At 52.5% G+C, this 24,834-nt stretch carries 23 protein-coding genes, 1 pseudogene and 1 other annotated feature; of the genes and pseudogenes, 1 reads left to right on the top strand and 23 read right to left on the bottom strand.

The genetic code is table 11. The features are described from left to right. Nucleotide 1: 1 nt before the first annotated feature. From coaBC to remA, 4 genes are read right to left on the bottom strand one after another with little or no spacing between them, the layout of a single operon-like run. Entirely contained in the window at nt 2-1,258 is a 1,257-nt protein-coding gene (gene coaBC, locus ACTRXI_RS00305; protein WP_474260420.1) for a bifunctional phosphopantothenoylcysteine decarboxylase/phosphopantothenate--cysteine ligase CoaBC, read from the bottom strand. 38 nt (nt 1,259-1,296) lie between these two features. Continuing rightward, nucleotides 1,297-1,551, bottom strand: a complete 255-nt coding sequence (gene rpoZ, locus ACTRXI_RS00300) for a DNA-directed RNA polymerase subunit omega (RefSeq protein ID WP_474260418.1) — start codon at nt 1,549-1,551, stop codon at nt 1,297-1,299. Next, nucleotides 1,551-2,165 carry a guanylate kinase gene (gmk, locus tag ACTRXI_RS00295; RefSeq protein ID WP_474260416.1) on the bottom strand — a complete coding sequence of 205 codons (615 nt, stop codon included), beginning with the start codon at nt 2,163-2,165 and terminating at the stop codon, nt 1,551-1,553. The genes rpoZ and gmk overlap by 1 nt, the downstream gene beginning before the upstream one ends. A 26-nt stretch (nt 2,166-2,191) precedes the next feature. Continuing rightward, nucleotides 2,192-2,455 (bottom strand): extracellular matrix/biofilm regulator RemA, encoded by a 264-nt coding sequence (gene remA, locus ACTRXI_RS00290; RefSeq protein ID WP_022792719.1) that lies wholly within the window; start codon nt 2,453-2,455, stop codon nt 2,192-2,194. A gap of 315 nt (nt 2,456-2,770) precedes the next feature. On the opposite strand from remA, the gene ACTRXI_RS00285 reads away from it, so the two are divergent. Further along, a complete protein-coding gene (locus ACTRXI_RS00285; protein WP_474260414.1) occupies nt 2,771-4,507 on the top strand; it encodes an Rqc2 family fibronectin-binding protein in 1,737 nt (578 codons plus the stop codon). A 54-nt stretch (nt 4,508-4,561) separates the two neighbouring features. Here the strand turns inward: ACTRXI_RS00285 and pyrE are convergent, their stop codons facing one another. From pyrE to pgeF, 19 genes and pseudogenes are all read right to left on the bottom strand, one after another. After that, nucleotides 4,562-5,188: an orotate phosphoribosyltransferase gene (pyrE, locus tag ACTRXI_RS00280; protein ID WP_474260412.1), complete on the bottom strand. Its 627-nt coding sequence runs from the start codon at nt 5,186-5,188 to the stop codon at nt 4,562-4,564. Next, nucleotides 5,178-5,900 carry an orotidine-5'-phosphate decarboxylase gene (pyrF, locus tag ACTRXI_RS00275; protein WP_474260410.1) on the bottom strand — a complete coding sequence of 241 codons (723 nt, stop codon included), beginning with the start codon at nt 5,898-5,900 and terminating at the stop codon, nt 5,178-5,180. Before pyrF ends, pyrE begins: the two co-directional genes overlap by 11 nt. A 56-nt stretch (nt 5,901-5,956) precedes the next feature. After that, a pseudogene (locus ACTRXI_RS00270) lies at nt 5,957-6,808 on the bottom strand (dihydroorotate dehydrogenase); the annotation flags it as partial. Next, nucleotides 6,805-7,587 (bottom strand): dihydroorotate dehydrogenase electron transfer subunit, encoded by a 783-nt coding sequence (locus tag ACTRXI_RS00265; protein ID WP_474260408.1) that lies wholly within the window; start codon nt 7,585-7,587, stop codon nt 6,805-6,807. The gene ACTRXI_RS00265 and the pseudogene ACTRXI_RS00270, both read right to left, overlap by 4 nt. Next, complete coding sequence (gene carB, locus ACTRXI_RS00260; RefSeq protein WP_474260406.1) at nt 7,584-10,799, bottom strand: carbamoyl-phosphate synthase large subunit; 3,216 nt, start codon at nt 10,797-10,799, stop codon at nt 7,584-7,586. The genes ACTRXI_RS00265 and carB overlap by 4 nt, the downstream gene beginning before the upstream one ends. Before the next feature lie 13 nt (nt 10,800-10,812). After that, on the bottom strand, nt 10,813-11,901 hold the full coding sequence (locus ACTRXI_RS00255; protein ID WP_474260404.1) for a carbamoyl phosphate synthase small subunit: 1,089 nt from the start codon (nt 11,899-11,901) through the stop codon (nt 10,813-10,815). Further along, entirely contained in the window at nt 11,898-13,181 is a 1,284-nt protein-coding gene (locus ACTRXI_RS00250; RefSeq protein ID WP_474260402.1) for a dihydroorotase, read from the bottom strand. The genes ACTRXI_RS00255 and ACTRXI_RS00250 overlap by 4 nt, the downstream gene beginning before the upstream one ends. Continuing rightward, nucleotides 13,178-14,101 carry an aspartate carbamoyltransferase catalytic subunit gene (locus tag ACTRXI_RS00245; protein WP_474260826.1) on the bottom strand — a complete coding sequence of 308 codons (924 nt, stop codon included), beginning with the start codon at nt 14,099-14,101 and terminating at the stop codon, nt 13,178-13,180. The genes ACTRXI_RS00250 and ACTRXI_RS00245 overlap by 4 nt, the downstream gene beginning before the upstream one ends. Nucleotides 14,102-14,277: 176 nt before the next feature. Then, a complete protein-coding gene (locus tag ACTRXI_RS00240; protein ID WP_474260400.1) occupies nt 14,278-15,609 on the bottom strand; it encodes a solute carrier family 23 protein in 1,332 nt (443 codons plus the stop codon). 92 nt (nt 15,610-15,701) lie between these two features. Further along, nucleotides 15,702-16,238 carry a bifunctional pyr operon transcriptional regulator/uracil phosphoribosyltransferase PyrR gene (gene pyrR, locus ACTRXI_RS00235; RefSeq protein WP_022792708.1) on the bottom strand — a complete coding sequence of 179 codons (537 nt, stop codon included), beginning with the start codon at nt 16,236-16,238 and terminating at the stop codon, nt 15,702-15,704. A gap of 218 nt (nt 16,239-16,456) precedes the next feature. Beyond that, complete coding sequence (locus ACTRXI_RS00230; protein WP_474260398.1) at nt 16,457-17,359, bottom strand: RluA family pseudouridine synthase; 903 nt, start codon at nt 17,357-17,359, stop codon at nt 16,457-16,459. Further along, complete coding sequence (gene lspA, locus ACTRXI_RS00225; RefSeq protein WP_474260396.1) at nt 17,340-17,837, bottom strand: signal peptidase II; 498 nt, start codon at nt 17,835-17,837, stop codon at nt 17,340-17,342. The genes ACTRXI_RS00230 and lspA overlap by 20 nt, the downstream gene beginning before the upstream one ends. Nucleotides 17,838-17,985: 148 nt before the next feature. Next, nucleotides 17,986-20,760: an isoleucine--tRNA ligase gene (gene ileS, locus ACTRXI_RS00220; RefSeq protein WP_474260394.1), complete on the bottom strand. Its 2,775-nt coding sequence runs from the start codon at nt 20,758-20,760 to the stop codon at nt 17,986-17,988. A gap of 54 nt (nt 20,761-20,814) precedes the next feature. After that, nucleotides 20,815-21,046: a binding site (T-box leader), on the bottom strand. Between the two features lie 37 nt (nt 21,047-21,083). Beyond that, complete coding sequence (locus ACTRXI_RS00215; RefSeq protein ID WP_474260392.1) at nt 21,084-21,596, bottom strand: DivIVA domain-containing protein; 513 nt, start codon at nt 21,594-21,596, stop codon at nt 21,084-21,086. A 109-nt stretch (nt 21,597-21,705) separates the two neighbouring features. Next, entirely contained in the window at nt 21,706-22,494 is a 789-nt protein-coding gene (locus ACTRXI_RS00210; protein ID WP_322524610.1) for a YlmH family RNA-binding protein, read from the bottom strand. 16 nt (nt 22,495-22,510) lie between these two features. Next, the gene (locus tag ACTRXI_RS00205) at nt 22,511-22,783 is read right to left on the bottom strand and encodes a YggT family protein (RefSeq protein WP_022792702.1); all 273 of its coding nucleotides are present in this window, start codon (nt 22,781-22,783) and stop codon (nt 22,511-22,513) included. 18 nt (nt 22,784-22,801) lie between these two features. Beyond that, nucleotides 22,802-23,230 carry a cell division protein SepF gene (locus ACTRXI_RS00200; RefSeq protein ID WP_474260390.1) on the bottom strand — a complete coding sequence of 143 codons (429 nt, stop codon included), beginning with the start codon at nt 23,228-23,230 and terminating at the stop codon, nt 22,802-22,804. Between the two features lie 60 nt (nt 23,231-23,290). Then, entirely contained in the window at nt 23,291-23,968 is a 678-nt protein-coding gene (locus ACTRXI_RS00195; RefSeq protein WP_474260388.1) for a YggS family pyridoxal phosphate-dependent enzyme, read from the bottom strand. Between the two features lie 19 nt (nt 23,969-23,987). Further along, nucleotides 23,988-24,827 carry a peptidoglycan editing factor PgeF gene (pgeF, locus tag ACTRXI_RS00190; protein ID WP_474260386.1) on the bottom strand — a complete coding sequence of 280 codons (840 nt, stop codon included), beginning with the start codon at nt 24,825-24,827 and terminating at the stop codon, nt 23,988-23,990. Nucleotides 24,828-24,834: the final 7 nt, after the last annotated feature.

Below are 24,834 nucleotides of genomic sequence, written 5' to 3'. Positions count from 1 at the left end.
TTTACGCGTCTCCTATTCGTTTCTGCAGCCAGGACATAATTTCTGCCGCTGCCTCGTGCTTCGACTGGGTGGGAAAAGAAACAGCTCCGTTTTTATCCACGAAGGTAATAGTATTTTCATCGGCCCGAAAGCCCGAACCCGCTTTACCGATTTCATTGGCTACAATTAAATCGGCATTCTTACGCTGCCGCTTGCTTTCTGCATATTCCTCGAGGCGTTCCGATTCTGCAGCGAAGCCGATCAAAAGCTGATGCTTCTTTTTCTCTCCGAGCTCCTGGAGAATATCCGGTGTTTTCACCATCGGCACTTCAAGACCGTCGTCCTTTTTCTTCTGCTTTTTTTCATGCACGGTCTCCGGCCGGTAATCGGACACAGCAGCTGCTTTAATTACCACATCCGACGTATCGTAGTGGGTGAGCACGGCTTCGCGCATATCATCCACGCTTTCGACGTCGATTCTTGTCTGGACGCCGCCAGGCGTGGAGAGCGTCACCGGTCCTGCAACCAGCGTCACTTCTGCTCCCCGCCGGGCTGCTTCCTCAGCGATTGCAAACCCCATTTTTCCGCTGGACGGATTGGTAACGACCCGGAAGGGATCAATATGCTCATGCGTCGGACCGGCAGTCACAAGCACTCGTTTCCCGGCAAGCGGAGTGCCGACATCTTCGGCATCCTGGACAAACTGCATAATGTCCTCGGGCTCAGCCATCCGGCCTTTGCCAATCCAGCCGCAGGCAAGATAACCCTCTCCAGGTTCAATGAACCGGTAGCCGTCCTGCTTTAACGTTTCCTTATTGCGCTGAAAGCTCGGGTGATTATACATGTTTACGTTCATCGCCGGTGCAACGTATACGTTGGCCAGTGTCGCCATCATTGTGGTGGTGAGCATATCATCTGCGAGTCCGTTCGCAAGCTTTCCTAGTGTGTTGGCCGACGCAGGCGCTACGATAAATACGTCTGCCCAGTCCGCCACATCAATATGGGAAACGACTGAAGGGTCGGCTTCTGCAAACGTGTCGTCGTACACTCTTGATCGTGTCAGTGCCTGAAATGTGAGCGGGGTAATAAACTCTTTGGCTTCCGGCGTCATAATAATGCGCAGCTCTGCCCCCGCCTGGTACAGCTTACTTGCAAGCGCCGCGGCTTTAAAGGCAGCTATTCCTCCTGTGACACCGAGTACAATTTTTTTGCCTTTCACAGCTTTGTCCTCCTTTAACAGGCGCTTCCAGGCTAAAAAAAGCAACCTACGTAATCCCATAGGTTGCTTCTTCTTATCTGGTGCCCGTTCCTTTTCGGTTATTCTTCGTAGTCGTGTTCTTCGTAGTCACCCTGGCGGTAGCCGAGCACGCCTGCCTGGATTTCTTCGAGAGCGATGCCTACTGCCTTCACAGATTTTGCATTATCGATCATTGGGAGCGCCCCGTCGATTTCTTCGAGGTCTCTCGCGCGCCGTGCTGAGACGGATACTAGCGTATATTTGGAATTGATATGACCGAGCAGCTGGTCAATGGACGGATACAGCATTCCTTCGTCGTTTCTGTTTGAAGCCATTATTCCACCTCCGCTAATTCTTTATATTTTTCAATCAGGCGTTCCTGCTTGCAGTGTTCTGCAGTGACAATAGAGCGGATGCGGGAGACCGCTTTTTCAATTTCATCGTTTTCCACTACATAGTCATACATCTGCATCATGTCAATTTCATTTTTGGCCACAGTCATCCGTTTGTCAATCAACTCGGATGTTTCCGTCCCACGTCCGACGATCCTGCTGCGGAGCTCGGCAAGACTTGGGGGCATTAAGAAAATAAACGTGCCTTCCGGGTAACGCTCCTTCACCTTTTCTGCGCCCTGCACTTCAATCTCGAGAATAATGTCTTTGCCGCGTTCAATGGTTTCCTGAACGTAATCAAGCGGAGTCCCGTAGTAGTTGTCTACATACTGCGCCCACTCAAGCAGCCGGCCTTCCTCGATCATTTTTTCAAACTCTTCCTTCGAATGAAAGAAATAATTTACTCCGTGCTCCTCCCCGGGACGCGGAGCCCGGGTAGTAGCGGATACGGAATACTCAATATTCGTATCCTCTTCGCGCAGCGCTCCGCATACCGTACCTTTTCCTACACCGGCCGGGCCGGAAAGAACAATCAATAATCCTTTATCATCTTTCATAGGTTGACACGCCTCATTTCACAATCTTATTCGTCCGATGAATCATCATCTTTTGTATGCAGCCGCTGGGCGACTGTCTCCGGCTGAACCGCAGAAAGCACAACATGGTCGCTGTCTGCAATAATAACCGCTCTCGTCCTTCGGCCGTAGGTGGCATCAATCAGCATGTTACGGTCCCTGGCTTCCTGAATAATCCGTTTGATTGGTGCTGACTCCGGGCTGACGATAGAAATAATCCGATTTGCCGACACAATATTTCCAAATCCGATGTTGATTAGCTTAATGCTCAAAACTACCCCTCCTGGTCGGACCATCCCTCTAGCTGCTGCCTGAAAAAATGGTTCATATATGTTTTCTTCTGCGGTTCCTGACGAGTTGTTCTCCTGCTTCAGTATAGCACGATTATTTCAAGCGTCACAAACGATGCTTCGCGGCGAGGCCCGAACATTATGTACTTCTATATTGTAAACAATATCTCTTCAGCCCACAACCAATGTTTATTCAGCAGACAAGACGGCGCGCTTTTCATTATGCTATAATCCACCGTACAGAACGCAAGCAGCAGAAGAATTTCTCCTGCTTGTACGAGTAAAGGATGATCGAACGTGAGCTTTGACGGAATCATGACCCAGGCCGTTGTCCAGGAGGTCCAGCAGACACTCCAAAACGGCCGGATCACAAAAATACACCAGCCCTACAAAACCGACCTGGTCATTTCAGTGCGGGCGAACCGCAAAAACCACCTGCTGCTGCTGTCGGTGAACCCTTCCCTGTCAAGAATGCATCTGACAGACGAAAAGTACCAGAATCCCAAGGAGCCTTCCATGTTCTGCATGCTGCTGCGCAAGCACCTTGAAGGCGGTTTCGTGCGGGAAGTTTCGCAGCAGGGACTTGAGCGGATCGTTTCACTGCGCATTGAAAACAAAGATGAAATCGGTGATCTTACGGAACGGACCCTGGTTATGGAAATTATGGGTAAGCACAGTAATGTCGTGCTTCTTAATGAGGACCGTACGCATATTCTGGACAGCATGAAGCATATTTCCCCGGCCCAAAACACCGTCCGCACGATTCTTCCCGGTCAGGAATATGTTGGACCACCGTCCCAGCATAAGGCGAACCCCCTCGAAGCTGAAGCCGGTGACGTGCTGAGAGCACTCGACGCCAACCAGGGCAAGCTCGACCGCCAGCTGATGCAGGCATTTGAAGGAATTTCTCCCCAAAGCGCCAAAGAAGCCGCGCACCGCGCTGGTCTCGGTTCGCTCCAGAAGCTGGCCGATACGTTTACTTCGCTCATGAACGACGTTAATAATGGGAATTTTCAGCCGCAGATTGTGACCACCGAAGCCAATAAAGAATATTACAGCGCCATTGACCTTACTCATGTGAATGGTTCGAAGGAAAGTTTTGACTCGGTGAGCGCCATGCTCGACCGCTACCATAACGGCAAAGCCGAACGTGACCGGGTGCATCAGCAGGCCCATGATCTCGAACGTTTTCTGCAGAATGAGCGCGAAAAAAACGAGCGCAAGCTGAAAAAACTGCGCCAGACGATTACGCAGGCCGAAAACCGGCTCGTCTATCAAAACTACGGGGAGCTGTTAACCGCCCATATGCACCAGCTCCGCGGCGGTGAAAACGAAATCGAAGTAACGGATTACTACGATCCGGAAGGCGGCACGCTTACCATTGAGCTTGAGCCTGAACTCTCGCCGTCAGATAATGCCCAGCGGTATTTTAAACGCTACAACAAAGCTAAAACCTCACTATCCGAGGCGAAAAAACAGATTAAGCTGACCCGTCGCGAGATTGATTACCTCGACCGGCTGATTCAGCAGGTGGAAACGGCTGCGCCATCCGACATTGACGACATACGTGAAGAATTGTCGGACGGCGGCTATCTGAAAAAGCGTGTTCAAAAGAAAAAGCAGAAAAAAAGCACGAAACCGCAGGTTGAGCAGTACGTTTCCTCGTCCGGCACACTTCTGCTTGTCGGAAAAAACAACCGCCAGAACGAATACGTCACTAACCGGGTGGCAAACGCCGGAGACACCTGGCTGCACACGAAAGATATCCCCGGATCCCATGTGGTGATCCGCTCCACAGACGTAGACGAGGAAACGTTAAAGGAAGCGGCTGTCCTTGCCGCCTATTTCTCCAAAGCGCGCTCTTCGTCCTCGGTGCCGGTCGACCACACCCTGATCCGCCACGTACGAAAACCAAACGGCGCCAAGCCCGGGTTTGTGACCTACGATCAGCAGTCCACCCTGTTTGTCACTCCGGAGGAAAGCCTTGTCCTTGAAATGAAAAACCGGGCCAAAGCCCAGACCGCTGCAAAATAAAAAAGCTCCCTCCGACACAGCCCAGCTGTCCGGAGGGAGCTTTTTAATTCGTATTTACGCCCAGGAAGCCGGGGCCTGTTTCCATTCCTGCAGACGTTCGATATCGTTTTCCTGCACGTAGCCTTCCTCAGCAGCAATCTGAATCAGGGCGGAGTAATTAGTTAGTGTTTTCACCGGCAGCCGCGCTTCTTTAAGCTGCCTTCCGGCTTCCTCCAGCTCATACGTGAAAATCGCAGCCGCTCCGAGTACGTCGGATCCTGCGTCCAGAAGAGCCTGCTGGACCGCGATCATGCTTTGACCTGTGGAGATTAAATCCTCAACAATTACGACTTTATCCTCCGGAGTGACCCGGCCTTCAATCTGATTGCCTTTACCATGGGATTTGGAGGAACCGCGCACGTAGCACATCGGCAGGCCGAGCCTGTCTGCTGCAAGCGCCGCATGAGCTATCCCGGCCGTGGCGGTGCCGGCAACGATCGTAGCATCCGGGTAATTGCTCCGGATAAGCTCCGCCAATCCTTCTGCCACCCGGGTCCGTACGTCCGGATAAGAAAGCGTCAGCCGATTGTCGCAGTAAATCGGGGAGCGTATACCGGAAGACCAGGTAAACGGTTCATCCGGGCGCAGTGTCACTGCTTCAATGGTCAGCAGATCCCTGCTGAGAAGTTCTTCATTCTGCATTGGGCATTCTCCATTCCTGTTCCATTTGTTCGTAAGCCGAAGCCGGATCAGCAGCTTTTGTAATGCTGCGTCCGACGACGATCGCGTCACTGCCAAAATCTGCGGCGGCCTGCGGTGTCACTACCCGGGCCTGGTCCCCCGCCTCCTCACCTGCCCCGCGAATTCCCGGGGTCACGGTAATAAAAGAGCGGCTGCGGGTGCTTTTAATGAGCGGCACCTCCCCGGCAGCGCAGACAACGCCGTCCTGCCCCGACCGTTCGGCAAGATCCGCGTAAGCCGCCACTGCTTGATTCATCGAAAGTGGTATGCCAAGCTCCTCCTTCAGCATCGTTTCAGAGGTGCTCGTCAGCTGAGTGACCGCTATGCAGGCAGGTCTCTTCTGCCCGGACCGGGTGCCCTGCTCCAGGCCTTCTACAGCACCCGCCATCATCCGGCCTCCGCCAGCAGCATGAACCGTGACAAGATCTACCTGCAGCCGGGCAAGCTGAGCGGCTGCCCGCTGGACCGTATTGGGTATATCATGCAGCTTCAAGTCAAGAAATACCCGGTGTCCTTTTGCTTTCCATTCTTCCACAAGCGCTGGGCCTTCTTTATAAAATAATTCCATGCCGACTTTTAAAAACAGTGATTTCTGTCCGAATGAAGCGAGCAGAGCATCCGCCTCCGGTTTATCCGGCACGTCCATGGCAATGATCAGGGGACGGTCCTTCATGCTTTCACCCCGCCCCGCTTCCAGCCGGCCCAGTCCGCAGCCGTCTCAGAGCCGGCCCAGTCTGTCAGCTCCTGAATGATTTCCGGGCAGGCAAACGGGTTGCTGATGTTTGCTGTTCCGACAGCGACCGCATCAGCTCCAGCCATCATAAACTCCAGCACGTCCTCCATGCCCATAATGCCTCCCATGCCGATAATAGGCAGTTCTGTTACCTGCCGCACCTGATATACCATCCGGATGGCTACCGGCTTAATGGCCGGACCCGAAAGGCCTCCGATTTCATTAGCGAGCAGCGGCTTGCGCGTCACCGGATCAATTTTCATCCCCGATAATGTGTTAATCAGCGACAAACCGTCCGCGCCGGCATGCTCCACCGCTTTGGCAATTTCGGTAATATCCGTCACGTTGGGCGACAGCTTGACATAAACCGGCACATCAGACACGTGCTTCACCCTTTTCGTCAGCTCTGCTGCAAGCTTCGGATCGGTGCCAAACGTAATGCCGCCTTCTTTCACATTCGGACAGGAGATATTGAGCTCCAGCGCTGCCACCATACCGGATTCCGACAATCCGGCCGCCACCGCTTCGTAGTCCTCCATTTTTGTTCCCGCAACATTTGCAAGCACCGGTGTATCCAACTGCTGGAGCCACGGCAGCTCGTGTTCCGTTACTCCTTTAAGCCCCGGGTTCTGCAGACCAATAGCGTTCAGCATGCCTGCTTCTGTTTCTGCCACCCGCGGTGTTTCATTACCGAACCGCGCTTCTTCGGTGGTCGCTTTAATCGCAATGGCTCCGAGGTCATTGAGATCATACAGCTGGGAAAATTCTTTTCCAAAGCCAAAGCATCCGCTTGCCGGCATAACCGGGTTTTTCATTTCAAGCCCGGGCAGGCTTACATGCAGTTTCATGACAGCACCACCTCTCCCCACGGGAAGACCGGCCCGTCGCTGCAAACCTTCCGGTAGCTTGTCCCATCAGGGTCGTCTGTAGTGTGACACACACAGGCAAAACAGGCGCCGATGCCGCAGCCCATACGTTCCTCAAGGGAAAGCTTCCCTTTTGCGGTCGCATAGGAGCTGTCGAGCGCACGAAGCATTGGCAGCGGGCCACAGGCGTAAATAGCATCGTAGGAAAGCCCCTGGCGGTCAATCACATCTGTGACAAAGCCGGCCTCCCCTATACTTCCGTCAATGGTACTCACAAAGCAGTCCCCGAGCGCGCCGAACCTATCCCGGAAAAACGCACTGGATTCATCGGCAAAGCCGAGCACGGTCTGCACCCGGACGCCCTGACCAGTCAGCTGTTTAGCTAGACCGAGCAGCGGCGGAACGCCGACGCCGCCCCCGACAATCAGCGCCTTTTCTCCTTCGCCCACGTCACTCGTATCAAACCCGTTGCCGAGCGGCCCGAGCACATCCACTTCGTCGCCTTCACGCCAGGCCGCCATCCGGCTTGTACCTTCCCCTTCGGCCCGGAAAACAAGCGCCATCCGCCGCTGGTTAGGCCAGTATTCACTAATACTGACCGGACGGCGCAGAAGCGGAGCGACATGCGGGGACGTTTTCACATGCACAAATTGTCCCGGTGCCTGGATACGCCCCGGCATATCACCTTCGAGCACAACTTCAAAAATCGACGCTGCGATTTCGTCGATGGAAACGACGCTCATCCATTCTTTTTGAATCACGCCATCACCTCGTTTGTACGATCTTCTTTCATCGCAGGCATGGCTTCTGTGGAAAAGGTAATCATCTCAAGCACCTTCAACAAGGCTCCGGCCGTGTCGAGGGATGTGAGACATACTACTTCATTTTCCACCGCTTCCCGCCGGATCCGGAAGCCGTCCGCCGCCGCTTTTTTCTGTTTTTCCATCGTGTTAATGACAAACTGGGCTTTGCCTTCCCGGATAAAGTCCAGAATGTTTGGCGATTCTTCTTCCACCTTTGCGACCGAGGAAGCCGGAATGCCTTCCTTGTTCAGCCACGCAGCGGTTCCCTGGGTCGCTGTAATCGTATAGCCGATCGCATGAAACCTTCTGGCAAGCGCAAGCGCCTCCTTTTTCCATTCATCGGCAATAGTAAACAGCACGGTGCCGTGATTTGGAATTTTCATCCCGGAAGCGATCAGACCCTTATACAATGCTTTCTCGAGCGTCTGATCCCGGCCCATCACTTCACCGGTCGATTTCATTTCCGGGCCGAGAGATATTTCCACCTGGCGGAGCTTGGCGAAGGAAAAGACCGGCACCTTGACCGAAACGCCTTCCGCTTCCGGAAGCAGACCGCTTTCGTACCCAAGGGCAGCAAGGCTTTCACCGACCATGACCCGGGTGGCAAGCTTTGCAATCGGACATCCGGTAATTTTACTTAAAAACGGCAGGGTGCGGCTTGCCCGCGGGTTCACTTCAAGCACATACACTTCATCTTCGTGTATAACGAACTGAATGTTCAGCAGTCCTTTGATGTTCAGCCCTTTTCCGATAGCGATCGTCCGCTCGGCAAGTGTTTGCTTCGTCTGCTCTGAGAGCGTCTGCGATGGATAGACTGCAATCGAATCGCCCGAATGCACGCCGGCGCGTTCAATGTGCTCCATGATCCCCGGAATAAGCACCGTCTCTCCGTCTGAAATCGCGTCGACCTCCACTTCTTTTCCGACCATATAACGATCGATCAGCACCGGGTGCTTGCGGTTGACGCGTACGGCCCGCTCCATGTAATTAAGCAGTTCTTTTTCACTGCCGACGATCTCCATCGCCCGTCCGCCAAGGACATACGACGGGCGGACAAGAACCGGATAGCCGATATCAGCAGCCACCACCCGTGCCTCTTCGGTGCTGACCGCTGTACGGCCGAGCGGCTGAGGAATTTTCAACGACTGCAGCGCCGCTTCAAATTTATCCCGGTCCTCTGCCCGGTCCATGTCCTCAAGTGTAGTGCCAAGAATCTTCACGCCGTGCTCAGCGAGACCATCCGCCAGGTTAATGGCGGTCTGACCGCCGAATTGAACGATGACGCCCTCCGGCTGTTCTACATCGACTACGTGCATTACATCTTCCACTGTAAGCGGCTCAAAGTACAGCTTGTCTGACACGCTGAAGTCTGTCGACACCGTTTCCGGATTGTTGTTGATAATAATCGCCTCGTATCCCGCTTCCTGCAGCGCCCAGACGGTATGCACCGTCGCGTAGTCAAATTCAACTCCCTGCCCGATCCGTATCGGGCCGGAACCGAGGACGACGACAGACGGACGCCAGGTTTTGCTGCTTTCGTTTTCTTCTTCATAGGAGGAATAGTAATACGGCGTTTCGGACTCAAATTCCGCCGCACACGTGTCGACCATTTTATACACCGGCGTAATACCCAGCTCGAGGCGCTGGCTGCGCACCTGTTTCTCTGTCGTATTCCAGTAGGCCGCAAGTGTTTCGTCAGCCATGCCGGTTGTCTTTGCCATCCGCAGTATTTCTTCATCATTTGGATAGGAGCGTGCCATTTCCGCAACCTTGACAATACCGGCGAATTTTTCAAGGAAAAACAAATCAATTTTTGTCCATGTGTGCAGCTGTTCGAGCGAGTACCCGCGCTTCAGCGCTTCCCCGATGTAAAACAGCCGCTCATCGTCCGCGCGAATAAGTTTATCTATCAGTTTTTCCTCGGATGCCTCTGCGTAATCCGGATGCGTCAGAAAAGCACGTCCAAGTTCCAGTGACCGGATGCCTTTCAAAATGGACTCCTCAAATGAGCGTCCGATGGCCATCACTTCTCCGGTCGCTTTCATCTGCGTACCGAGCCGGCGGTTCGCTGCTTCAAATTTGTCAAACGGCCAGCGCGGGATTTTTGTTACCACATAGTCAAGGGCTGGCTCAAAGCTCGCATACGTCGTACCAGTGATCGGGTTCTTCAGTTCATCGAGCTTATATCCCGAGGCAATTTTGGCTGCAAGCTTGGCGATCGGGTAGCCGGTGGCTTTGGACGCAAGTGCCGACGAACGGCTCACCCTCGGGTTAACCTCAATGATATAGTATTCAAAGCTGTCCGGGGACAGCGCAAACTGCACGTTGCAGCCGCCTTCAATTTCAAGCGCCCGGATGATTTTCAAAGACGAGTCGCGGAGCATATGGTACTCCCGGTCGGCAAGTGTCTGACTCGGGGCGGTTACGATCGAATCCCCGGTATGAACACCGACTGCGTCAATATTTTCCATGTTACAGACAACAATTGCCTGCCCGGAGCTGTCGCGCATTACTTCGTATTCAAGCTCTTTAAATCCGGCAATGCTTTTTTCAAGCAGGCACTGGGTTACCGGGCTGTATTTGAGCCCGGAGCCGACGATTTCCACCAGCTCATCATGATTGTCCACCAGGCCGCCGCCGGTACCGCCGAGCGTATAGGCCGGCCGGACGATGACCGGATAGCCGATTTCCTCCACAAAGGCTTCTGCCTCCTGCAGGTTGTGCACGATGGTGCTTTCCGGCACCGGCTCGTTCAGCTCATACATCAGGTTCCGGAAGGACTCCCGGTCCTCTGCCTGCTCAATGGCAGACAGCTCGGTGCCAAGAAGGGAAATATCATACCGCTCGAGCAGCCCGTGGCGGTGCAGCTCCATCGCCATATTCAGGCCGGTCTGACCACCAAGGGTCGGCAGAATGGCGTCGGGCCGTTCTTTACGGATTACCCGGTCGACAAACTCGAGGGTGAGCGGCTCCATGTACACCTGATCGGCAATGTTGGTATCCGTCATGATGGTTGCCGGGTTGGAATTAATTAGAATGACCTCGTATCCTTCTTCCTTTAACGCCTGGCACGCCTGGGTGCCGGCATAGTCAAACTCCGCCGCCTGGCCGATTACTATAGGGCCGGAGCCAATCACTAATATTTTTTGAATATCTGTACGTTTTGGCATGGTGACTCCCCTTTTACATTCGAGTAGGTACTTTTTCGTAACGGTTCATTAGACGGACAAACTGGTCGAACAGGTCGTTGGCATCGCTCGGTCCCGGGCATGCTTCCGGATGGTACTGAACGCTGAATGCCGGATATTCCCGGTGTTCGACGCCTTCAACTGTGCCATCGTTGACGTTGACATGCGTCAGGATCAGGTCCGTTCCCATCAGCGAATCCCGGTCCACCGTATAGCCATGGTTCTGGGAAGTTATATCCACCCGCCCGGTTTTTACCTGCTTTACCGGATGGTTGCCTCCGCGGTGGCCGAATTTAAGCTTGGACGAGGTGGCCCCGCAGGCGAGACTCAGCAGCTGATGTCCGAGACATATCCCAAACACCGGTACTTCCCCGATCAGGTTACGGAGCGTCTCCACGGCCTCCGGCACGTCTTCAGGATCTCCGGGGCCGTTACTGAGCATTACTCCGTCCGGGTTCAGGGCAAGCACTTCTTTCGCCGTGGCGTTGTATGGGAGCACAAACACATCGCAGCCGCGGCTGAGCAGATTCCGGGTGATGCCGTGTTTAGCCCCGTAATCCATCAGAACCACCCGTTTGCCGTTGCCGGGTGCATGATAGGCATTTTTCGTACTGACCCGGGACACCTGATCCCGAGGGTCAATCCACTGCTGCAGCTCCCGGACGATTTCCTCTTCTTCCGCTTCTTCTGCGCACAGTCTGCCGCGCAGTGTACCGGCGGTCCGGATCATTTTCGTCAGGCGGCGTGTATCAATGCCGCACAGGCCGGGAATATCCTTTTCGTAAAGCCATTCGCTGAGCGTGCCGATGCTTCGGAAATTACTCGGGTGCGAAGCTGCTTCCTTGACGATCAGTCCGCCGGCAGAGGGATGCATCGTTTCGAAGTCATCCCGGTTAATACCGTAGTTGCCGATCAGCGGGTACGTCAGTGTCACCAGCTGATCGCAGTAGGACGGGTCGGATAAAATTTCCTGATAACCGGTCATCCCGGTGTTAAATACGACTTCCCCTACAGTTTCCCGTTCGCTTCCAATGCCCTCTCCGTGAAAAACTGCTCCATTTTCCAGTATTAATTTCCGCTTCATTGCTGCACCTCTTCCTTTTCATACACTGTCTTTCCGTCTACGATCGTGAGAACTGGCCAGCCCTTCAGCTTCCAGCCGGTAAATGGTGTGTTTTTTCCTTTTGACACAAATTGAGCAGGATCGACCGTTTCCTCGTGCTCCAGGTCTATGAGCGTCAGGTCTGCAGCAGCACCTGCGGCAAGCGTGCCGGCAGCGAGTCCGAACACTTTGGCCGGACGCCCTGTCATTGATGCGAGCAGATATTCCAGAGTACATACTCCGTTTAATACCAGTTCGTTATATAAAAGCGGAAAGGCCGTTTCAAACCCTGTAATGCCAAACGGAGCTTCGCTTATCGGCCGTGCCTTTTCTTCTGCAGCGTGAGGGGCGTGGTCGGTCGCTATAAAATCAATGGTCCCGTCGAGCCAGGCTTCAAGCAGCGCCTGCCGGTCGCCGCGGGAGCGAAGAGGCGGGTTCATTTTATAGTTCGTATCCACCTCCGGAATGTCGTCTTCGCTTAGCAGCAGATGATGCGGTGTGACTTCGGCTGTTACATGGATGCCGGCACGTTTTGCATCGCGGATCAGCCGCACAGATTCCTTCGTGCTCACGTGACATACGTGATAGTGGCAGCCGGCCGCTTCAGCAAGCAGAATGTCACGGGCGATATGAACGGATTCAGCTACCGCCGGTATGCCCTTGAGTCCGTTTTTTTCCGCAAACCTCCCGGCGTGCACGCTGCCGCCGTACACGAGCGTATTTTCTTCACAGTGCGCCACCACCGGCATATCGAGCGCTGCGGCGTCCTGCATGGCTTCGTACATGACAGAGGCATCCTGCACACCCACTCCGTCATCTGTAAAAGCAAAGGCCCCATGCTCTTTCAGAGCTTTCATGTTCGTACGTTCGGCCCCCTGCTGTTTTTCTGTGATGGAGGCGTAGGGAAGGACACGTACCACAGCCGTGGCTTCGATACGCTCATACAGCAGATCAAGCTTTCCTGCGGAGTCTGGCACCGGGTACGTGTTCGGCATTGGACAAACGGTAGTGAATCCGCCCTTCGCTGCCGCCTTTGTACCTGAATAAATCGTTTCTTTGTGCTCGCCTCCCGGCTCACGAAGATGCACATGCACGTCAACCAGGCCCGGACTGAGCAGCCTTCCTTTCGCATCGAGTACTACTTCAGCCTCCTCCGGCGCCCTGCCGATTTCCTGGATACGTCCATTTTCAATCAGTACATCCTGTGGTTCGATGGTTTCCCCGGAGGTGAACACCTGCGCATTGATAATCCATCCGTTCATTTCCAATCTCCTCCTTTAGCCTGTCTTAATACATGGTCAAGCACAGCCATCCGGATAAAAACACCGTTTGTCATCTGCTTGAATATTCTTGAGCGGCCGCCCTCCACGAGCTCGTCCGCGATCTCCACTCCCCGGTTGATCGGGGCCGGGTGCATAATAATGCTTTTATTGTTCATGCGCTGCGCACGCTCTATGGTGAGCCCGTATGCTTCGTGATAATCGTTCGGTCCGGCTATCAGCTGGACCGTATGCCGTTCATGCTGAATGCGGAGCATCATCATAACGTCCGCCACCTCCACCGCTTCATCCATTGGTATAAAGCGGCTGCTCATGGCTTCATCCATCCATTCTTTTGGTCCCGATACATATACCTTCGCTCCAAGACGCTCCAATACCTCCACGTTTGAACGGGCAACCCGGCTGTGCCGGATATCGCCGGCAATGACAACCTTCACGCCGGCAAACCGTCCAAATTCCTGCTGAATCGTCATTAAATCCAGAAACGACTGGGTCGGGTGGTGCCCACAGCCGTCCCCTCCATTAATAATGGGGATGCTGATAGAGTCCCGCAGTTCATCAAAGTACCGTTCCTGCTCGTGACGGATAACGACCACGTCAGCCCCAATGCTTTCGATTGTGCGCACCGTATCGTACAGACTCTCTCCCTTTTTTACGCTTGAGGTGGCAGCATCAAAGTGAAGAATTCCGAGACCGAGGTTCTGTTCGGCCGCTTCAAAGCTGAGCTTGGTCCGGGTGCTGGGCTCAAAAAATAAGTTCGCTGCGTACAACGGAAGGCTTTTCCGTTCCCGCTCCGTGTCTGCAAATGCATTCGCTCTCGCCAGCAGCTCATGGATCTGCCGCACATCCCATTCCTCCATCGTCAGCACGTGCTGGACTGCTGCTGTTTTTGAAGATTTCATATTCATCATCGTTTCCGCTCCTTTTTAAGCGCCTCGATCCTATATAAAAAACCCGGAGTCGGAAAGACTCCAGGTGTACGGGTATGAAGAAACGCCCCGCGCAGGATAGTCTGCTGACGGAAGTGTTTTCATGCCGTTCAACCTTGGATGTCTCTCTGTACTTCCTTAAAGGATGATCAAGCTGCCTTATTTTTTGAGGTAGATGTACTTACGGATTCAAAAATCGACCGGTTGCCGTAGGAATCTTCCTTTCCCGGCAGCACTGCGTGCAGCACCATCCCGATCACGGTAGCAAGCGCCATGCTTGATATTTCAAAGTATTCCCCGATTTCGATGAACGCTCCTCCGATCCCGGTCACCAGAATGACGGAGCTGATAATCAGGTTCCGCTTAATGCCGAGATCAATGTTGTTATCAATCAGCATTCGCAGGCCGTTCGAGGCGATGATACCAAACAGCAGGATCGAAACGCCTCCCATTACGGCTCCGGGGATGCTTGCGATAAAGGCCTCCACCTTTCCGATAAATCCAAAGCTGATGGCAAGCACGGCGGCCCCGCCGATCACGTACACACTGAATACGCGGGTGATGGCAAGCACTCCGATATTTTCCCCGTAGGTCGTGTTCGGCGGTCCCCCAAGCACGGCGGCAAACATGGTTGCCACCCCGTCGCCCATGATGGAACGGTGAAGCCCCGGGGACTTGAGGAAGTTTTTTTCCGCTACCTTGCTTAATACGAGCTGGTCGCCGATATGTTCAGCAATGGTCACCAGCGCAATCGGTGCCATGATCGCGATAACGCTCCAGCTCCAATCCGGGCTGTACGTGGCAAACGGCACGGAGAAATCCGGCACCTGAATCCAGGCAGCCTCTCCGATGGCGCCTGTATTTACCATTCCAGCAGCAAGCGCCGTCAAGTAGCCGCCTATAATGCCAAACAGCACGGGAATGATCCGGAAAAATCCCCGGAAGAATACCGAAGCGACAATGACAATTGCAAGTGTTACGGCGGCTACGCTCATATGGCGCATCGGTTCATTGTAGTTTCCGGTGTCTGCGTTGTAGTTCATCGACATTTCGATTGCTGTCGTCGCAAGGCCAAGGCCGATGACCATAATGACCGGGCCGACTACTACCGGCGGCAGAATGTTCATCAGCCAGCCTACACCGGCTTTTCGGATAACCAGCGCTGTAATGCCGTAAACAAGCCCTGCAGCTAGCGAGCCGAGCATAACGCCGCCTGGGCCGCCAATGGATAAAGCGGCAATGATTGGGAAAATAAATGCGAATGACGAGCCGAGATAAGCCGGTATCTGTCCTTTGGTGATTGCCAGATAGGCAAGTGTTCCAAGACCGCTGGATACAAGAGCTACGGCTGGGCTGAGTCCTGTAAGCGCCGGCACGAGTATTGTTGACCCGAACATGGCGAACAGGTGCTGCAGGCTCAGAATCAGCCACGTAGCCGGGGCCGGGCGGGTCTGGATATGGATATCTTCGTTATTTTTCATGATAAACCTCCATTAATATTGGCATGGAGGGAAGAAACGCTTTCGTCTCGTCCCTTTTTGAACTCACTGGTTCAAATTAAAGAGAAATCTTTTTACGCAGAATGGATACTCACCTGGTCTTCGCCGTCTTCTTCTGCCATGTTGACAGCGATAATTTCTTCCCGGGAGGTCGGTACGTTTTTGCCGATGTAGTCCGGTCGAACGGGAAGCTCCCGGTGCCCACGGTCCACGAGCACTGCCAGCTGAATTTGTGCCGGACGGCCGCTGTCCATCATGGCGTCCATGGCTGCACGCACGGTCCGGCCGGTATATAACACATCGTCCACCAGAATCACTGTCTTTCCGGTAATCTCTCCGGGAAGCACAGCCCCGTGCAGCTCCGGCTCCTGGCTGTTATTGTTGTGGGATAAATCATCGCGGTACATCGTAATGTCCACTTCGCCAATCGGAATCGCGTTTCCTTCAATCCGTTCGATACTTTCCGCTAGCCGGTTGGCAATGTAAATGCCCCGCGTTTTGATTCCAACCAGGATACAGTCTTCCACGCCTTTGTTTCGTTCAATAATTTCGTGCGATACCCTCGTCAGAGCTCTCCGGATTGCCTGTTCATCCAAAAGCACCCGTTCCATCTGCACCATCCTCCTTTACTTCATAAAAAAAGCCCCCATCCCGTAAGGATGAGAGCTTGCGGATCCGGGCACATTCCTCCGCAGGCCGGGTATTACACATACGCCGCCCTGGGTACTTCTGCGCTCAGTCACCACCTCTTCTCAGCCTCACGGGACTGTGTTAAAAAGGCATTCGTTTTTTTCGTTATTACGTAGTATGACAGTCTTTTATTGTGCGGTCAACTAGTTTTGTTAAGTTCATCAATAGCAGCCTGCATCTCCTCCGGCAGCTCCGCCTCCAATTCAATCCACTTTCCGCTTACAGGATGCTCAAAGCGGAGCCGGTACGCATGCAGCGCCTGCCCCGGAAGAGAAAGAGTCTTTCGGCGTCCGTACTTCGGATCAGCGGCCACCGGATGGCCGATCTCGGCAAAATGCACACGGATCTGGTGCATCCGTCCGGTTTCAAGCTCACACTCCACAAATGTGTATTTGTGCCACCATTGGAGCACCTGAAAGTGAGTCACTGCCGGCTTCGAGTTTTCGCGCACCGCCGCCATTTTCTGACGGTCATGGGGATCACGGCCGATCGGCATATCAATTTTCCCTGTTTCGTGCGGCACCTCTCCGTGCACAATTGCTTTATATTTCCGCTCTATTTTCCGCTCCTTCATCTGAGCGGATAACTGCTCGTAAGCCTCAGGATGCTTGGCTGCTATAAGGAGGCCGGACGTATCCTTATCCAGGCGATGAATCAGCCCTGCCCGGGCTTCGGGGTGGTTTTGCCATGCCGGATAACGGTGCAGCAGCCCGTTCATCAATGTTCCGCGGGTGTGCCCCGGTGCCGGATGCACAACCATCCCCCTCGGTTTGTAAATCACCACCACATCGTCATCCTCATAGCGTATGTCAAGATCGATCTCTTCCGGCGTCATTTCTTCATGATTTTCTTCAGGTACAGTGACGTCGATCCGGTCACCGGCCTGCAGCTTGTAATTATTTTTCACACGGCCGCCGTTGACTGTGACCCATCCCTCTTTCACCCATTGCTGAATGACTGAACGCGACTCTTCCAATTCGTCTGTCATCAAACGGTCGATTCTTGTTCCCTGTTCTTCTTCGTCAATAATTCGTGGATTCATGTGCTTCTTCCTTCTTTCGTGATCTTTCATCTAAAAACATACCGATAATCAACCAGATTACACCTACTGTCAGGGCAGCATCTGCAACGTTGAAAATAGGGTAATTATAAGCGAACAAGTAGACATCAACAAAATCTACAACTTCACCAAAAAGCATACGGTCAATGAAATTTCCAACAGCTCCTCCAAGAACGAGGGCCAGCGGGATGCCAAAAGTAAATGAGAGCGTACCATACTGCTGCATGTAATACACCACTACTGCTATCACGACGATCGTAATAATTAAGAAAAACCAGCGCTGCCCCTGCAGTATACCAAAGGCCGCTCCTGCGTTCCGGTGAGAGGTCAGATATAAAAAAGACGGGATCACTTCAATGCTTTCTCCAATACGCATGGAGGCAGCTACTATGTATTTGGTTACCTGATCGAAAATAATAATCAGCGCAGCCAGCAGGTAATGCCACTTAATGATTTTCATACGGACTCTTTCATCCTCTCTTGCGGTATGCGTTCCATCCTTAGCATTTTAGCATATATTCGCCGGTGCGAACAGCGCCCGGGTCGATCCTTCCGGGCTTTACGTTCCATAAAAAAAGAGCCCCTGCTGGAAAGGGGCTCCTCACATGCTATGACTGACTGACGTTCTCTTTTTGATGCATGACCGAGGCACAGCGGCTACAGAGATCCGGATACGCCGGGTCTTCTCCCACCGTTTCGGTCACTTCCCAGCAGCGTTCGCAGCGTTCACCTTCCGCTGCTCCTACAACAACGCTTACTTCGTCGAGCTTCGCTGCCTCCGCCGGGGCCTCTGACGCTGAACCGGCAATTTCTGCCTTCGAAACAATAAATAGCGTTTTTAAACGGGTTACGCTCTGCAGCATATCCTTTACTTCCCCGTCTGCGTAGATATCTACCGAGGCTTCAAGCGACTTGCCAATCACTTTTTCTCCTCTCGCTGTCTCAAGGGCCTTTAATACATCGTCCCGGACATCCATGAGACGATCCCACTTCCTGCGGAGCTCTTCATCCTCTGTCGAACGGTCCGCCTGCGGCATATCCGTCAGCTGTACGCTGTCAGCTTCTGTTTGAGGGATGAATTCCCATACCTCTTCGGCCGTATGCGGAATGATCGGTGCGATCATCTGTACAAGAGCTGTTAACGTGTCATACAGCACCGTCTGCACAGCCCGGCGGCGGACATCGTCTTCATGCTCGACGTAGAGGGTGTCCTTGGCGATATCAAGATAAAATGAACTCAGATCCACGGTGCAGAAGTTGTGGAACGTTTGATAAACGTTCACAAACTGGTATTCTTCATAGCCGGCACGGATTTTTGCAACCAAATCCTGCAGGCGCAGATGCATATATTGATCAAGCTCGCTCCAGTCCGACGGCTCAACCCGGTGCTTATCCGGATCAAAATCGCTCAGGTTTCCGAGCATGAACCGGAACGTGTTACGGATCTTGCGGTACGCTTCAGCAATCTGCTTTAAAATGTTGTCCGACAGCCGGTGATCCGCCTGATAGTCGACGCTCGACACCCAGAGCCTTAGAATATCTGCGCCGAGCTGCTTTGTGATGTCGTTTGGCGAAATTGTATTACCAAGCGATTTGCTCATTTTTTTGCCTTCTCCGTCCATCGTAAAGCCGTGGCTCAGTACGGAACGGTACGGCGCTTTTCCGGTAACCGCAACACTTGTTGTAAGAGAAGAGTTAAACCAGCCGCGGTACTGATCGGAGCCTTCAAGATACATATCAGCCGGACGCTGCAGAAGCGGAGATGCCTCAAGCACTGACTGATGGGACGAGCCGCTGTCGAACCAAACGTCCATAATATCCATTTCTCTTGTAAAAATGCCGTTTGGACTGTGTTCCGACGTAAAGCCTTCCGGCAGCAGATCGGCTGTCTCCCACTCAAACCATACGTTGGAGCCATGGCTGCGGAACAGCTCGGCTACGTGCTGGATGGTCTCATCGTTAATAAGCGCTTCGCCGTCCTCAGCATAAAAGACCGGAATTGGCACGCCCCAGGCACGCTGTCTTGAAATACACCAGTCGCCCCGGTCACGCACCATGTTGTACAGTCGCGTTTCTCCCCATGCCGGAGTCCATGTCACCTGGCTGATTTCGTCTAAAAGCTCGCCCCGGATGTTTTCGATCGATGCAAACCACTGGTCAGTCGCCCGGTAAATCACCGGCTTTTTCGTTCTCCAGTCATGCGGATAAGAGTGGCTGAAGAAGTTCAGCTGCAAAAGCGCCCCAAGCTGATCGAGGTTATCCGTAATCGCTTTATTCGCCTTATCGTAAAACAGTCCTTCAAAGCCCGGGGCTTCGTCGGTAAATACTCCTTTATCGTCGACGGGACAAAGTGTTTCCAGACCGTACTGCTGTCCTACCACAAAGTCTTCCTCCCCGTGGCCCGGAGCTGTGTGCACGCAGCCGGTACCTGCATCGAGCGTTACGTGATCGCCGAGAATGACGAGGGAATCCCGGCCGTAAATAGGGTGCTCGGCCATGACGTATTCCAGATCGCTGCCCTTCATGCGCTTTGTAATCTCATAGCCGTCCCACTCAAGCTTTTGTTCAAGCTCCTCGAGCAGTCCTTCGGCTACGACATACTTTTCTCCATTCGCCTTCACGACGACGTAGTCAAGCTCTGGATGAACAGTGATCGCCAGGTTTGCCGGGATCGTCCACGGAGTCGTCGTCCAGATGATAAATTTTTCATCGCCCTCGAGAACGTCCTTGCCGTCTTTAACCGCAAACGACACGTAAATCGACGGAGAGCGCATATCGTGGTATTCGATCTCTGCTTCTGCCAGGGCCGATTCCGAGGATGGCGACCAGTAGACCGGTTTTTTGCCTTTATAAATATGGCCGCGCTTGGCCATTTCGCCGAATACCTGAATCTGCTGGGCTTCGTATTCATGATGCATCGTCACATATGGGTTCTCCCAATCGCCTCTTACTCCGAGACGTTTAAACTGCTCCCGCTGCCGGTCAATTTGTTTTTCCGCATATTCTTCACACGCGGCACGGAACTCAGCTGTCGTCATTTTTTTCCGGTCGACTTTTTTGTTTTTCGAAAGCGCCGTTTCTATCGGAAGCCCGTGAACATCCCAGCCCGGCACGTACGGCGCATGGTAGCCTGTCATTGATTTATAGCGGACGATAAAGTCCTTGAGTACTTTATTCAGAGCGTGCCCCATATGGATATCCCCGTTGGCATAGGGAGGTCCGTCGTGCAGCACAAACAGCGGGCGGCCTTCCGTGCGGGCCTGCACCTGCTCATAGATGTCCTGCTCGTTCCACATTTTCTGGCGTTCCGGTTCTTTATTTGGTAGATTGCCGCGCATTGGAAATTTGGTTTTTGGCATTAACAGCGATTCTTTGTAACTCATTTCCGCATCCTCCTTTTTTTCTTACAACAAAAAGAGCCATTCGGAGCCCCTGTGCATAGGGGCGAGAATGACTCGCGGTACCACCCTGATGAGCGCAGGAGGCTATACGGCTCCCTGCCTGTCTCTTCATTGGCAATAACGGCTTTTTCAAAGCCGCCTTAACTTACTGCTTTGTTCAGTTAAGGAACTCCGGGGTGATAACAAAAATGCCCTGGTTCTGCGCTTACACCAACCGCAGATCGCTGAGACCGGTACATTACTGCCTGCTCCCCTTCAACGTTTATCGAATATGATAATGCAAAAGTATAATCTAGTTGCTGGTGTTAGTCAAGACGTTCGCCGTCGCCTGCATAAACGTCCGCCTCAGCCGGTTCTTCCTCGGAAAGATTCAGCCATTCATCCGAATGAAGCATTTCCATCTGAGCTTCGAGCAGCATTTTAAATTTGGTCTGGTAAACAGAAGCCTGCTTTTTCAATTCTTCAATTTCAAGCTCGATCCGGCGGGATTTGTTCAGGGCATCGTTGATAATCCGGTCCGCATTTTTCTCCGCTTCCTTCACCGTCAGCTGCCCTTCCTTCTCGGCATTTTTCCGTACTTCTTCTGCCGATTCCTGGGCTACATAAATCGACTTGTTCAGCGTTTCTTCAATGCTTGAAAAATGATTAATCCGGTCTTCGAGCTCTTTTGTACGGTCATACAGCTCGTCACGTTCACGAATCACATCTTCAAAATCCTTAATGAGCTGCTTTAAAAAATCGTTTACTTCATCTTCGTCGTATCCCCGGAAACCTCTTGTGAATTCCTTATTATGAATATCCAGTGGTGTTAAAGGCAAAGTCTTTCACCCTTTCTACAATTCAAGTATGTATACCGGCCCGAAAGCCTGCTGCCTTTTACTGCATTCGCGGCGAAAAAGGCAGTTCCTTCCTTCAAAAGAAAAAAAATTATTTCTTTCTTTTCTGCTCTTTAATTCCGTACACAATCCGCTGCTTATCTTTTTTCGTGCGTCCGAGCACCTCCATCAATTTGGAGCGGCCAAGCCCGCGTACCGAAACATAATCCCCGGGGCGCAGCATATAGGAGGACTGGTCGACCTTTTTCCAGTTCACGCGCACCTTCGCTTTTTCTATGAATGGGAGCGTTTTGCTTCTTGAAAGCCGGTATGCTTCTGCCATAAATGTATCAAGCCGAAGCGAAGAAACCGTCGTTTCGCGTTCCACCCACTGCTCTTCTATCGGCAGCATAGCGGAAAACGGTTTTTCCACCGGCGTTACGGAAACGTTGGCGATTTTGGGAAGGTTCAGCTCAATATAGCTGCGGACTTCGGCAGCTGCTACGAATTGAAAGCATCCTTCCCCTTCCAGAATATCACCGAACTTCTCCCGTTTTAACCCGATGCCCATCAGGGCCCCGAGAACATCCTTGTGTTCAAGAGAAGCGAATTTCTGCGGATAGGATATTTCAAACAATATCAGCTGAAAATCCTCCTGCTCCGGCTGTTCGTAAAACGGATAAATCAGCGCCCGCTTTCGCTCAGCATCATCGTTTCCCCCGGCAAAAGCATAATGGACAGTTTCATCTTTTCCGATGACTGACGCTAAAATATCCCGCTCCCGCGGATCAAGAAAATCGGTCAGCCGTCTTTCGAAGTTTGTTTCCACTGCTTCTTTCCAGTCTGATGCCTGTTCCACCCAGGCTCTTTCTTCCGGCCGGAAGTGTTCGAGCATATTCATGTTGTATTCACCTCAATTAGAACAACGCCCCGGCATTGAAAAACAGCGCCCGGATGCCGGATTCTGCAAAAAAGAGTACGATGATTGCCACAATCGGCGAAATATCAAGCGGGCCGAGCGGCGGAATAAATCGGCGGAATGGCTCCAAATACGGTTCACAGATCGAACCGATAAACTGGCCGATCGTAGATTCTCTCGCGTTCGGGAACCAGGACATGAAAATATATACAATTAACACAATCCGGTAAATACTGATTAAACTAATCAGCAAAGAACCTATAAGCTGCATAATCTCTCTCCTTTCTGTCTAATAATGTTCATCCCGTTCGGACATAATATCTGTAATAGCTCCAGAAATATCCACATTGTCAGGTGCGCAGAAAAAGATGTGGCTGCCAACCTTCTGAATGTCCCCGCCGATGGCATAGACAGTACCGCTTAAAAAATCAACGATACGCCGCCCCTGCTCCTTTGGCACCCGCTGCAGATTAATGATCACTGCTTTCCGGCTGCACAGGTGATCGGCGATATCCTGCACTTCTTCGTAGCTGCGCGGCTCTAAAAGCATCACCTTCGAGGACTTCTGTACACTCTGCAGGCTCACCACGTTGCTCGGCGCTGCCCCCTGCCTGTTTTCATACTGGGCATATTGTTCTTCTTCAGAAAGAGGAACCTCCTGTTCGACCACATCGTCGTCCATTTCAAAAAAACGCCGGAACTTCGAACGCAAACTCATCTTCTCCTCTCCTTTTTACACAGAGATACCAGCTGTTTTGTTACTTAACGCCGGATTCTTTTATTCACCTACAAGCGAAGTACCGAGACGAATATGAGTAGCGCCTTCCTCAACAGCTACCATATAATCGTTGGACATTCCCATGGACAAATAACCGCAGGGAGCATGCGCCCAGTTTTTTTCCTGGATACGCCTGCGCATCTCATTCATCTGCCGAAAAACCGGGCGGGTTTTTTCAGCGTCCTCTTCAAATGGAGCGAGTGTCATTAATCCTACGATCCGAAGGCCGGGAAGTTTCACCAGTGATTCGATAAACGGCTCCACTTCCTGAAGCCCAAGCCCTGCTTTGCTCTCTTCCCCGGAGACATTCACCTGCACAAAGCATTCGGTGACTGTTTCCCCAGAGCGTTTATTGATTTCCTCTGCCAGGCTCCAGCGGTCCAGCGAATGAATGTATGCACACTTGCCGATAATCTTTTTCGCTTTTTTTGACTGCAGGGTGCCGATAAAATGAATATCCGCCCGTCCGGAAACAGCTTCGTATTTTTCAAGAGCTCCTTCCACACGGTTTTCCCCCAAATTGGTTATTCCGGCTTCTACTGCCTCTACCGCCCGCTCCGGAGACACGTACTTTGTAACAGCAATGCATGTCACATCCTCCGGGTCCCGGCCGGATGTTTCACAGGCGAGGCTGATGTTACGCTTTATCACTTTCCAGTTGGATTCCACCGTGTTCAAAGTGCAGCATCCTCCCTGTCTATATAATATAGATATAACTCATCATTCGTCCAGTTTTCCCGTTCTCACGACGGTGGGAGAAAAACAGTTTTTCTTCAGCATAAGTACAGTAACCGCTGACAGCAATACGTTCAGGCGGCAGGCCTGCCTGTTCAAGCAGGAGTTTATTGGCTGTTTTTAAATCAAGCGCGTACCGCCCGTTTGCCTTTTGGACCCACGGCTTTCCGCTGGAAAAATCCTGTTGATTCTTAAGCGCTGAGAGAACTGTTTCATCCACTTCATAATTAGATCCGGATATAGCCGGCCCAATGGCCGCATATATTTGTTCAGGCGGGATGCCTTTATTTGCAAAAGCCCGTATCATTCCAGCTCCGATGCCAGCTGCAGTGCCTTTCCATCCTGCGTGGGCGAGCCCTGCAACCCCGGAGTTTTCTGCATAAAAGAACAGAGGAACGCAGTCAGCATAAAAACTGACAAGCGTTACTTCCTTTGATTGGGTAATCATGCCGTCAGCTTCTGCCACAGAGGTTTCCCTCTGCTCACTTCCTTTGCCGGCGTCATTGCGGCCGACTTCTACGATACGGCTGCCGTGCACCTGTTCTTCAGCAGTCCAGGTAGAAAGGGGCCGCCCGATATGTTCGGCAGTGATCATACGGTTGTTTATCGTTATATTCCTGTCTTCCCCTACATGAAAAGCTGTGTTACGACTCTCGTAGGGAGGCTTTCCCGAACCGTTTACTCTTGTGGTAAAGCCGGCGGCCACTGCTTTGCTGTTCATTTCCAGCTCGAGAATGCCGTTTGTTAAAAGGTGAAACGGCTCAGGCTGCATGCCATCACGACCCTTCTGCTTATTGATCAATTATACG

The sequence above is a fragment of the Marinococcus sp. LNHM4E3-1 genome (genome assembly GCF_056034405.1).
Note: the sequence above shows the minus strand (reverse complement) of the source record. Positions and strands in the feature narration are given on the sequence as shown.